The following is a 12835-nucleotide window of genomic DNA, read 5'->3' as shown; positions in this document are numbered from 1 at the left end:
ATCAGTTTGGCTTCCCTATTGCTAAAATGTTCTCGAAGCATTTCATATTTATTTAGGTTCCCAATCAGAACATACTTAAATAGTTAGCTAAACAATTATTAAGTAGTGCGTTTAGCTTAACATAAAGAGTGAACTTTCTATGGGGTAGATTAATGCGGAACGCTATATTTTAACGATAGCGTCCGTCTTTGTCTTTAAGATTCAGGAGAACGCATGGAATTTAGTGTAAAAAGCGGTAGCCCGGAGAAACAGCGCAGTGCGTGTATCATTGTCGGCGTTTTCGAACCCCGCCGCCTTTCCCCTATTGCCGAACAGCTCGATAAAATAAGTGATGGTTATATCAGCGCCTTGCTGCGCCGTGGTGAACTGGAAGGCAAAGTTGGTCAATCTCTGCTGCTGCATCATGTTCCCAATGTGTTATCTGAACGTATTTTGCTCATCGGCTGCGGTAAAGAACGAGAACTAGATGAACGTCAATATAAACAGATTGTCCACAAAACGATCAACACCCTTAATGAAACAGGTTCAATGGAAGCAGTCTGCTTCTTAACAGAGTTGCATGTTAAAGGCCGCAATAATTACTGGAAAGTGCGCCAAGCGGTAGAAACAGCCAAAGAGTCTCTCTATGTTTTCGACCAGCTTAAAAGTAATAAAAATGAGTTACGCCGCCCACTGCGTAAAATGGTCTTCAATGTTCCGACTCGCCGGGAGCTGACTAGTGGTGAACGTGCGATCCAACACGGCCTTGCTATTGCTGCCGGTATCAAAGCGACCAAAGATCTTAGCAATATGCCGCCAAATATCTGTAACGCAGCTTACCTGGCCTCTCAGGCACGCCAACTCGCAGATTCTACCAATAGTCATATTACAACCAAAGTCATTGGTGAAGAGCAGATGAAAGAGCTGGGAATGAACGCCTATTTGGCTGTTGGTCAGGGTTCTCAGAATGAATCTCTCATGTCAGTCATGGAATATAAAGGCAGTCCTGATAAAAATGCCAAACCCATTATCCTGGTTGGCAAGGGCCTGACTTTTGACTCTGGTGGTATTTCAATCAAACCTGCGGGTAGCATGGATGAGATGAAATACGATATGTGTGGTGCGGCAACAGTTTATGGTGTTATGCGTGTGGTTTCTGAGCTGCAACTACCACTCAATGTTATCGGTGTCATGGCAGGCTGTGAGAATATGCCCGGGGGCCGAGCTTACCGCCCAGGAGATATTTTAACCACCCTATCTGGTCAGACTGTCGAAGTACTCAATACTGATGCGGAAGGCCGATTGGTTCTGTGTGACACGTTAACTTACGTTGAACGTTTTGATCCGGAACTAGTCATTGATATCGCCACGCTGACTGGTGCTTGCATCACTGCCCTTGGTAATCATTACAGTGGATTGCTATCCAACCATAATCCACTGGCTCATGAGCTACTAAATGCTTCTGAACAATCAGGTGATCGCGCATGGCGCCTGCCAATGACCGATGAGTTTTTTGAGCAAATCGATTCTAATTTCGCTGATCTGGCAAATACCGGTGGCAGTGGGGGTGGCGCAATTACCGCAGCCTGCTTCTTGTCCCGCTTCGCCACAAAATATCACTGGGCACATCTGGATATCGCCGGTACTGCATGGCGTTCAGGTAAAACAAAAGGCGCAACAGGCCGCCCAGTTGCATTACTGTCGCAATTCCTGTTAAATCGTGCAGGCAATGCCGGTATCAATAACGACGATTGATTTGATCTCCCCCGCTTATTAAAAGGGCATTTACAATGCCCTTTTTTCGTAACAGAGACATTAATGAAAAGTGCCACGTTTTATTTACTGGAACAGCCATCACCTCAAGAGGATTTGCAGGCTCATGAATGGCTGGCATGTCAATTTGCGGCTGACCAATGGCGAGCAGGAAAGCGGGTGCTGATTGCCTGTGAAGATCAACAACAGGCAGAAAAGTTAGATGAAGCTTTATGGCAACGGGAACCTCATCAGTTCGTCCCGCATAACCTCGCGGGTGAAGGGCCAAGATACGGCGCACCGGTTGAGTTATGTTGGCCACAAAAACGGGGAAATGCCCCCCGTGATATCCTGATAAATCTGTTACCGCACTTTGCAGACTTTGCCACCGCTTTCCATGAAGTGATAGACTTCGTTCCTATAGATGAAAATTTGAAACAGTTGGCGCGTGAACGATATAAAACATATCGCAGCGTCGGCTTTAATTTGACCATGGCAACGCCGCCAACAGACTAAGTATCAAGATAAAATGGAAAAAACACCCGCTAACCAAACGCAATCCGAGCCATCTCTCGATAAAACTTACAATCCTAAAGAAATTGAGCAGCCTCTTTATACCCATTGGGAGAAAAGTGGTTATTTCAAACCTAATGGTGACACCAGCCGCGAAAGCTTCTGTATTGTTATCCCGCCACCAAATGTGACTGGCAGTCTGCATATGGGCCATGCGTTCCAGCAAACTATTATGGATACGATGATCCGTTATCAGCGGATGCAGGGTAAAAACACCTTATGGCAATCCGGTACTGACCATGCAGGTATTGCTACTCAAATGGTAGTTGAACGTAAGATCGCAGCAGAAGAAGGCAAAACCCGTCACGATTATGGCCGCGATGCTTTTATCGATAAAATCTGGCAGTGGAAAGCAGAGTCTGGCGGCACGATTACCAATCAGATGCGCCGTTTGGGTAACTCTGTTGACTGGGAGCGTGAACGTTTTACCATGGATGAAGGTCTGTCCAACGCCGTAAAAGAAGCTTTTGTCCGTTTATATAAAGAAAACCTGATTTACCGGGGCAAACGTCTGGTTAACTGGGACCCGAAACTGCACACTGCAATTTCTGATCTGGAAGTTGAGAACCGGGAAATTAAAGGTTCTATGTGGCATCTGCGTTATCCGCTGGCTGACGGCGTAACAACCGCAGAAGGTAAAGATTACCTGATCGTTGCAACTACCCGGCCTGAAACTATGCTGGGCGATACCGGTGTAGCAGTTAACCCGGAAGATCCGCGTTATAAGGATTTAATCGGCAAACAGATCATTCTGCCATTAGTTAACCGCCGCATTCCTATTGTCGGTGATGAACACGCGGATATGGAAAAAGGCACCGGTTGCGTGAAAATCACGCCTGCCCATGACTTCAATGACTATGAAGTAGGTAAACGCCATGCTCTGCCAATGATCAATATCATGACACTTGATGGCAATATCTGTAATGAAGCAGAAGTTTTCGATACCAATGGCGAGATTTCTGATGCCTACTGTTCTGATATTCCGGCTGAATACCAAGGCATGGAGCGTTTTGCCGCCCGTAAAGCGATGGTTGCTGAGTTTGAAAAACTGGGTCTGCTGGCCGAAATCAAAGCTCATGATCTGACCGTTCCTTATGGCGATCGTGGTGGTGTGGTTATTGAGCCAATGCTGACTGATCAATGGTATGTCCGTACAGCGCCTCTGGCGAAAGTGGCTATCGAAGCCGTTGAAAATGGCGATATCCAGTTCGTACCTAAGCAGTATGAAAATATGTATTACTCCTGGATGCGCGATATTCAAGACTGGTGTATCTCCCGTCAATTGTGGTGGGGCCACCGTATCCCGGCGTGGTATGACGCTGAAGGTAATGTCTATGTAGGCCGCAACGAAGAAGAAGTTCGTCGTGAAAATAATCTGGGTGCAGATATCGCCCTAAACCAAGATGAAGATGTCCTGGATACTTGGTTCTCTTCCGGTCTGTGGACTTTTTCTACTCTTGGCTGGCCAGAACAAACTGAAGCACTGAAAACTTTCCATCCAACGGACGTGTTGGTGAGTGGCTTTGACATCATTTTCTTTTGGATTGCCCGTATGATCATGATGACCATGCATTTCATCAAAGATGAAAATGGCAAACCTCAGGTTCCATTTAAGACCGTCTACATGACCGGTCTTATCCGGGATGACGAAGGCCAAAAGATGTCCAAATCCAAAGGAAATGTCATTGACCCGCTGGATATGGTTGACGGTATTTCTCTGGAAGATCTGCTGGAAAAACGTACCGGCAATATGATGCAGCCACAATTGGCTGAAAAAATCCGCAAGCGTACAGAGAAGCAATTCCCGGCGGGTATTGAATCTCACGGTACCGATGCCCTGCGCTTTACACTGGCGGCATTGGCCTCTACGGGCCGTGATATCAACTGGGATATGAAGCGTCTGCAAGGTTATCGTAATTTCTGTAACAAACTGTGGAACGCCAGCCGTTTTGTTCTAATGAATACGGAAGGTCAGGATTGCGGCCAAAATGGCGGCGAAATGGCGCTGTCACTGGCTGATCGCTGGATCCTGGCTGAATTTAACCAGACAGTAAAAGCTTATCGTGAAGCACTGGATACCTATCGTTTTGATATGGCTGCCAATATTCTTTATGAATTCACCTGGAATCAGTTCTGTGACTGGTATCTGGAGCTGTCTAAACCGGCGATCAACAAAGGTTCAGAAGCAGAAGTTCGTGGTACCCGCCATACATTGATTGAAGTTCTGGAAGGGTTATTGCGTCTGGCTCATCCTATTATTCCATTTATCACCGAAACCATTTGGCAGCGGGTGAAAGTGGTTAAGGGGATTGAAGCAGATACCATTATGCTGCAACCGTTCCCAGAATTTGATCAGGCGAAAGCAGATGAACTCGCGCTAATCGATCTGGAATGGATTAAAGAAGCGATTATTGCGGTACGCAATATTCGTGCTGAAATGAACATCGCACCAGGTAAGCCGCTAGAAGTTCTGCTACGTAATGCTGATGCAGGCGCGCAACGTCGTGTAGCGGAAAACCTGAATTTTATTCAGGCAATGGGCCGCCTTTCTGCTGTCACTCTGCTGCCTGCTGGTGAAGAAGCTCCGGTCTCTGTAACCAAGCTGATTAATGGTGCAGAGGTGTTAATCCCAATGGCGGGCTTAGTCGATAAACAAGCCGAGTTGAGCCGTTTGGATAAAGAGATTGAGAAGCTGGATAAAGAGATTGGCAGCATTGAAGGTAAACTGTCGAATGAAGGCTTTGTCAGCCGTGCGCCCGAAGCCGTTGTCACTAAAGAGCGTGAACGCCTGGCAACCTGTAATGCATCAAAAGAGAAGCTGTTAGCTCAGAAGGAAACCATTGCTGCGCTATAATATTCTCAACAAGTAAATTTTCATCAAAGCCACTGCAATTCGTTGTCAGTGGCTTTTTAATTCAAAACGTAAACGATAAAATTTATAATAAAATGTAAATTCAGCCCATTCTATATAAACACCATCAAATATATTGAAAATAACAACAACTATTTCATTAATAAGGACACATATAATAAATATTTATTTTATTCATTTTTTCATATTTATATATCTGAAATTACAATATGATATAATTTTATTTTATATATAAATCATTAAATTTCTCATATTATATCTGAAATAAATTCACACAAATAAATATATTATTACCAGTAAAACATCAAATTATAATTTAATAGCTATAATAATCTGGAGAAATAAAATGAAAATAATTTTTACCCTGTTATTGGCAAGTACTGTGCAATTCGGTCTTGTACATCCTGCCAATGCAGAATCAACGTTTGATAAGATTCAATCCACCGGCATATTCAAAATTGCGACTGAAGGGGCTTATCCACCCTTTACCTATCGCGACGCTTCAGGCACTTTGACTGGTTTTGATGTCGATATCGGTCGTGAAATTGCCCATCGGCTGAATGTCAAACCGACATTTATTGAGGGAAAATGGGATGGGCTTATTGCCGGGTTGGATGCCGGGCGTTCTGATGCTGTCATTAATCAAATTGCGATTACTCCTGAGCGCCAGAAAAAATATGATTTTTCTATCCCATATATCACATCTCAAGCCGTACTTATCACCAATAAAGATAACAACAGCATAAAAACATTCAGCGATTTGCAAGGCAAAACCTCAGCACATACTCTGACCAACAACTTCGCTCAGATAGCAAGAAATAATGGCGCGGAAATCATCGGCACGAATGGATTTAGCCAGGAAATCGAACTGGTCAGTACCGGTAGAGCCGATGCCACTATCAACGATAGCCTCTCTTATCTGGACTATAAGAAGCACAAGCCAAATGCACCGGTGAAAATTGTTGCGTCGGATCCAAACGCAGGGCAAACAGCAATTTTACTCCGCCAAGGCGAGTCAGAACTAAAAACGGCTATTGATAAAGCAATCGTTGATATCAAAGCCGATGGTACCTATCAGCGCATCTGGGCTCAATACTTTGGCGACAATACTCCCGAATAAGTGAAACATACCTTACTCAAATAAACCAGTTCCCTCAACGTTAGATACAAACTCTAACCAGGGAACTTTATCGCTAATCCAGTTGAATTGAAGAATTAGGGAATATTTTCATCAAACATGAAATATATTGATTTATACAAACCCTTTTATATATCTAAAATGATCATATGATATAACTTTATTTTATATATATAAACTCCCAGCTTGCCATATGATATTTAAAACAATCTCATAAAAATAAATATATTTTTATATTACACAATAGGGAAAGTATATGGAGCCCTCCTGGTTTAATTTAGTACTCGATTCTTTCTGGCCTATGCTTTATGCGGGCTTTACTTTCACTATTCCGCTGACGCTTATTACCTTTACTCTTGGTATCATACTTGGGTTTATCGTTGCACTAATCCGGCTTTACGGGCCAAAACCGCTTATTGCTGTCGCCAAATTCTACGTATGGCTGATCCGTGGTACACCGTTACTTGTGCAACTGTTTCTTATTTTTTATGCCTTACCCAGCGTTGGTATTACGCTAGGCGCATTTACCTCAGCCGTTATTGGTTTCACACTGAATATTGGCGCCTATACCTCTGAGGTGATCCGCGCCACTTTATTATCTGTACCAAAAGGGCAGTGGGAAGCGGCTTATTCTATTGGTATGAGCTGGACACAATCATTACGCCGGATCATTCTGCCTCAAGCCGCGAGAATCGCTATTCCGCCACTCTCAAACACATTTATTTCTCTGGTGAAAGATACTTCATTAGCCTCAGTCATTACCGTACCGGAACTTTTCCTTGCTGCACAACGTATTGCGGCGGTGACTTATCAACCCCTCATTCTTTATACCGAGGCTGCAATACTTTATCTGATAATCAGTTCAGTATTGTCATCATTGCAAACCCATCTGGAAAAGAAGTTCTCACAACAGAGTGATACAAAGGAATTAAAAGATGATTCAGCTCTCCGGCATTGAAAAAAGTTTTGACGGGCAAAAGGTCCTGAAAAATATTGATCTTAACATTGAGGAAGGCAGTCTTACCGCCCTGATCGGCCCATCAGGAAGTGGCAAAAGCACGCTGTTACGCTGCATCAACTTATTAGAAATTCCCCAAGCCGGGAAGCTCCAAATCGGCAGTGAAAGTATGACCTTCATCGGTAAAGAGCGCATTGCTCATAAGGATATACAACGGATCCGCCAGCAAACCGGCATGGTGTTTCAAAATTTTCAACTTTTCCCTCATCTGACGGTGATTGAAAACATTATGGAAGGGCTGATTTGGGTACAGAAATGGTCGCCAGAAAAAGCTAAAAAGCGGGCGCTTGAGCTGCTGGAAAAGGTTGGCATGTCACACAAAGTCGACGTCTTGCCTGCCACGCTATCCGGTGGTCAGCAACAACGTGTAGCAATTGCCAGAGCGCTGGCACCTTCTCCCAAAGTGTTATTGTGTGATGAGCCAACTTCCGCGCTTGATCCGGAATTATCGCTGGAAGTGGTTGCTGTATTGAAGCAGTTGGCTAAAGAAGGAACGACGATGTTGATGGCAACACACGATCTGCGTCTGGCAGCCAATCTTGCCTACAACGTCATATTTTTAGAATCTGGCGAAATTGTCGAATCGGGGACATCGAAAACGATTTTTACTCGTGCCCTCAAGCAGCGGACGGTTGAATTTGTTTCAACTTTAACGAATACCTTACCGGATTGGGAGATATAACCCACCGTTAAAAGCACCTTGCCGTAATTGTGCTTTGAATCCATCAAGTCAATTACGATTAAATAAATTTTCTGACAGTTTGGAGCAATAAAATGAAAGCATTCCTTACCGTATTATTAGCTGGCGTCATTCAATTTGGCATTGCATATTCTGCCAGTGCAGAGTCTGATCTTGATAACATTAAATCAACCGGCGTATTTAAAATCGCTACCGAAGGAACCTATCCGCCATTTACCTATCACAATGCTTCAGGAGCCTTAACCGGTTTTGATGTTGATATTGGCCACGAAATCGCACGCCGTCTGAATGTCAAAGCGGAATTCACCGAAGGGAAGTGGGATGGGCTTATTGCCGGACTTGATGCCAAACGCTATGACGCAGTAATTAACCAAGTCGCTATTACACCAGAGCGTAAAAAGAAATATGACTTTTCCGCTCCGTATATTATATCTAAAGCCGTACTTATCACCCGCAAAAATAATGACAGTATTAAAACGTTCAGCGATCTAAAAGGTAAAACTTCAAGTCATTCCTTAACCAGTAATTACGCTCAATTAGCAAAACGTCACGGCGCAGAAATCGTCCCCACTGAAGGATTTAATCAGTCAATTGATTTGGTTGCTACAGGCAGAGCCGATGCTACTATCAACGATAATCTCTCCTATTTGGATTTCAAGAAACACAAACCCAATGCACCGGTAAAAATTGTCGCAACTGAACCCAATGGTGATCAGGTCGGTATTCTAATCCGGAAAGGCGAACCAGAATTACAAGCTGCTATCGATAAAGCGTTAGCCGATATCAAAGCGGATGGCACTTATCTGCGTATTTCTACTCAATATTTTGGCACCGACGTTTCTAAATAAGAAAATAACCGCTTCTTTTTGCAAGAAGCGGTTCTCTCTTAATTAAATTATTTTGAATTTCAATATCTGATTATTATCTATATAGAAACGCAAAGTTTTATTCCCTCCTCCTGAACTTGGCCCTTCTATATTCTTTGCATTGGCATAGCTAAAATCCTCTCCTTTATAATATTTCATTTGATCCTTATGAGGTGGATTCCAATAATCTTGAAAAACCCAAATAATCGCGGTGCTTGGTTCACCCACTATCGTTATACGGATAGCCTTATTACTCTCCTCTTGATTCCCAATCCATGGCACCTTAATGTTAGTTATCAATACAGAATTAGCATTAATAATATGAGTCCTGCCATTATTTTGACCTTCCACAATATAGATTTTTCTGGGAGTATCATTAATAACTTTCCTAATATGAGTTACGCTAGCCATTTGAAACACCTTTTTAAAGTTAATGTTATTTTCCTAAGGTAATTAATGTTAATATATATGACATTACTATTAACTTACTAATGCAGAGTAAAATCATAATCAATAATATCAATGCGTTAGAAAAAATTATAAAACTGAATTATTTTCTTCTGTTAATAAATTGGAATTATTCAAATACTTTACCAACACATATATTATAGACAATGGCAATAATTATTCTTAATTTATTTTACATCAAAGAGTTAATAGAAAAACCACCAAACTTTCTTATATATTTCATTTCAATATCCGCAAACAAATCTTTAATATCAAAAACAAATTAAACGATAAAAGACATTTTCAAAAAAATTTAAAATCAATCCAATTCAATATTATTGGTTTTTATATAAAAACATAATATAAATAAAAATCTTTATTTATATTATTAATCCAAAAAATAATATAATATTTATCGTCCATAAAAAATTTCAATGAAAATAATTTCTCTGCTCTTATACCATTCTATTTCTATCTATTGAAATATTAATTCCCATACTGTAAATTTCAAAAATTATCACACTATTCTGTTAAAGATTTATTCATTCCATAGTAAAGTCTCAGGTTGTTACTACCAAGTTGCCTAAACGAATTGAAACATCACAAGGAGCTAAAATATGATTGGTTACAATTCTGCAATTAACCGAAATACCCCATCTGTCAATGTACTGGATAACCGAGGGCTGAATGTACGTACTCTGGAATATCTGCGTACTCAAGCTGATGAAGAAAACAGTAGCGAATTAATCACTCGCTATGAGTTCAATACTCAGGGATTTCAAGTAAAAAGTACTGATCCACGGAGGTATAAAAACCAAAATGGTTCGAACTTTACTCGTGTCTTTAATCTGGCTGGCAATACACTGCGTGAAGAAAGTATTGATGCTGGCCGAACCATTACATTGAACGATATCGAAGGACGCCCAGTACTGAGCATCAATGCAATAGGTGTTCGTCAAACCAATCACTATGAAGATAACACTCTACCCGGCCGCTTACTCACCGTCACCGAGTTGGTGCAAGAAAACGAGAAAATCACAGAACGCCTTATCTGGGCAAGTCATTCAGATGCGGAGAAAAACCAAAATCTCGCCGGACAATGTGTACGCCATTATGACACTGCGGGGCTGGTACAACTGGAAAGCCTTTCCCTGACAGGAACCATTTTGTCGCAATCCCGTCAACTGATAGCCGACGATCAGGAAGCTGACTGGCGCAGTGACGATGAAAATAATTGGCGTACAAAACTGAATGACAACATATTCACGACTCAAAATAAAACCGATGCCATTGGTGCTCTGCTAACCCAGATCGATGCGAAGGGAAATGTACAACGGCTGTCTTATGACGTGGCAGGTCAATTGAAAGGGAGTTGGTTAACACTAAAAGGCCAGTCTGAAAAAGTTATTGTGCAGTCTCTTACCTGGTCAGCAGCCGGACAAAAATTACGTGAAGAACACGGTAACGGCGTTATTACGGAATATACCTATGAACCAGAAACCCTGCGATTAATCAACATCACAACCCGCCGAACTCAGGATAGCGCAAAACCACTACAGGACTTACGTTATGAATATGATCCGGTTGGCAATGTGATCAGTATTCGTAATGACGCAGAAGCAACCCGGTTCTGGCGTAATCAGAAAGTGGTACCGGAAAATGCTTATGCCTATGATTCTTTGTACCAGCTAATCAAAGCAACCGGCCGCGAAATAGCTAACCTTGGTCAACAAGGAAACCAACTTCCTTCCCCAGTTACCCCACTTCCTACTGATGACAACACCTATACCAACTATACCCGAACCTATTCCTACGACGATAGCGGCAACCTGACGCAGATCCGACATAGCGCTCCGGCAAGTAACAATAGCTACACCACGGATATGACTATCTCAAACCGCAATAACCGTGGCGTCTTAAGCACCCTGACCAAAGATCCCAATCTCGTTGATACATTCTTTGATGCAGGTGGTCATCAAACCAGCCTGTTATCAGGGCAATCTCTAAACTGGACATCACGGGGAGAACTACAGCAAGTCAGCCAGAATGGAAACACCGGAAGCGAGTGGTATCGTTATGGCAGTGATGGAATGCGGGTACTGAAAGTAAATGAGCAGCAAACAGCGAATGCCATGCAGCGGCGAGTCACTTACCTGCCCGGCCTGGAACTGCGTACCACACAAAACGGCGCCAATATAACGGAAGACCTGCAAGTTATTACTGTTGGAAAAGCGGGGCGGGCACAAGTACGGGTACTACACTGGGAAAAAGGCCAGCCAGCGAGCATAGATAACAATCAAGTCAGATACAGCTACGATAATCTGACAGACAGCAGCGAACTGGAACTGGATATGCACGGAGAAATTATCAGTTGGGAAGAATATTACCCCTACGGTGGGACCGCAGTATGGGCGGCAAGAAACCAGATTGAAGCCGGTTATAAAACTATTCGTTATTCAGGTAAAGAACGTGATGCAACGGGACTGTACTATTATGGCTACCGCTATTATCAACCTTGGGCAGGTAGATGGTTAAGCGCAGACCCAGCAGGAACAGTGGATGGTTTAAATCTGTACCGTATGGTAAGAAACAATCCAATGACAGGGATAGATGAAGATGGGCGCATATTTAAAACAGTAGCAACAGGCGCATTAGGTGTTGGAGGTGTAGCATATGAACTTTACAAGCATAGAAATCAACAAGCTGAAAGGCCGCAAATATCATCTCCCACATCTGAATCCTATGGTGATCAACAAATAAGTAAAATCACACAAAAAGCGAGCACTTTAAAAGCAAACTATGACCCGATTAAGCAGATGGCACATAACATAACGGGACGCAAAGAAGCGGCAGAACATCTCGCACACGGACAAGTCCCTGGTGTTCAAGCAATAAAAGAGGGAGCAAGTTTAGTCGCGACTGCCGGAGAATTTGCCGCAGCCGGCAATGTAGGTGAGTTAAACAAAACAGAGCTGACAAAAGCCGCAGGAACCGATGCAATTAATAATTTTAGCCTCACTTTTGCAGGGATAAAAAAAGTATTCAAAGCAGGTACCGCCACTGCTACCGTCACCCCAGAGAAACTGGAAGAATTGCAAAAAGCCTCCGATGATTTAAAGGAGGTTGCAACGGATACGTTAATTACAGGAGCATCACTGGGCGCGACTGTCGGCGCTACGCTAGATACAGCAGCAGCGATTGCACCACATCCAGCGGCTAAAATAGCATTAAAAGGCCTGTCTCTGGCATGGAAAGTGACCGGCGTTGTTCATACCGCAGAAGAGTTAGGAGAACTCGCAGAAAAACATAAGGATCTGGTTTCTAATGAGCTGGGACAAGAATTAAAACGGGAAATCACCGAAGCAAACCAAATCAGGAAAGGGACGATTCTTTCAAAGGTCAGAGAACATGGTTTGATAAGGTAATCCAATAAAATACAATAGTCCTTATTCGCAACAGCATATAAGGACTATTTTGCTTTAAATCACAT

9 protein-coding genes are annotated in these 12835 nt (G+C 42.8%); 8 read left to right on the top strand and 1 reads right to left on the bottom strand.

The genetic code is table 11. The features are described from left to right. Positions 1-213: 213 nt before the first annotated feature. From pepA to C5470_RS00605, 7 genes are all read left to right on the top strand, one after another. The gene (pepA, locus tag C5470_RS00635; protein WP_166285144.1) at positions 214-1734 is read left to right on the top strand and encodes a leucyl aminopeptidase; all 1521 of its coding nucleotides are present in this window, start codon (positions 214-216) and stop codon (positions 1732-1734) included. 63 nt (positions 1735-1797) lie between these two features. Beyond that, entirely contained in the window at positions 1798-2247 is a 450-nt protein-coding gene (locus C5470_RS00630) for a DNA polymerase III subunit chi (protein WP_166285142.1), read from the top strand. Between the two features lie 13 nt (positions 2248-2260). Continuing rightward, positions 2261-5158 carry a valine--tRNA ligase gene (locus tag C5470_RS00625; protein ID WP_166285140.1) on the top strand — a complete coding sequence of 966 codons (2898 nt, stop codon included), beginning with the start codon at positions 2261-2263 and terminating at the stop codon, positions 5156-5158. A 364-nt stretch (positions 5159-5522) separates the two neighbouring features. Then, positions 5523-6296: an amino acid ABC transporter substrate-binding protein gene (locus C5470_RS00620; protein ID WP_036844015.1), complete on the top strand. Its 774-nt coding sequence runs from the start codon at positions 5523-5525 to the stop codon at positions 6294-6296. Between the two features lie 274 nt (positions 6297-6570). After that, positions 6571-7272, top strand: coding sequence for an amino acid ABC transporter permease (locus tag C5470_RS00615; protein ID WP_166285138.1), 702 nt, complete (start codon positions 6571-6573; stop codon positions 7270-7272). Beyond that, positions 7250-8014, top strand: coding sequence for an amino acid ABC transporter ATP-binding protein (locus C5470_RS00610; protein WP_036844019.1), 765 nt, complete (start codon positions 7250-7252; stop codon positions 8012-8014). Before C5470_RS00615 ends, C5470_RS00610 begins: the two co-directional genes overlap by 23 nt. 92 nt (positions 8015-8106) lie before the next feature. Then, the gene (locus C5470_RS00605) at positions 8107-8880 is read left to right on the top strand and encodes an amino acid ABC transporter substrate-binding protein (RefSeq protein WP_166285136.1); all 774 of its coding nucleotides are present in this window, start codon (positions 8107-8109) and stop codon (positions 8878-8880) included. 42 nt (positions 8881-8922) lie between these two features. Here C5470_RS00605 and C5470_RS00600 read toward each other — a convergent pair whose 3' ends face one another. Continuing rightward, entirely contained in the window at positions 8923-9309 is a 387-nt protein-coding gene (locus C5470_RS00600) for a hypothetical protein (RefSeq protein ID WP_051477214.1), read from the bottom strand. A gap of 653 nt (positions 9310-9962) precedes the next feature. On the opposite strand from C5470_RS00600, the gene C5470_RS00595 reads away from it, so the two are divergent. Beyond that, positions 9963-12770 carry an RHS repeat domain-containing protein gene (locus tag C5470_RS00595; RefSeq protein WP_166285134.1) on the top strand — a complete coding sequence of 936 codons (2808 nt, stop codon included), beginning with the start codon at positions 9963-9965 and terminating at the stop codon, positions 12768-12770. Positions 12771-12835 lie beyond the last annotated feature (65 nt).

It is taken from the genome of Photorhabdus stackebrandtii (assembly GCF_011189495.1).
Classification (GTDB): domain Bacteria; phylum Pseudomonadota; class Gammaproteobacteria; order Enterobacterales; family Enterobacteriaceae; genus Photorhabdus; species Photorhabdus khanii.
The sequence above is the reverse complement of the archived record's forward strand: the minus strand, read 5'-3'. Positions and strand labels throughout refer to the sequence as shown.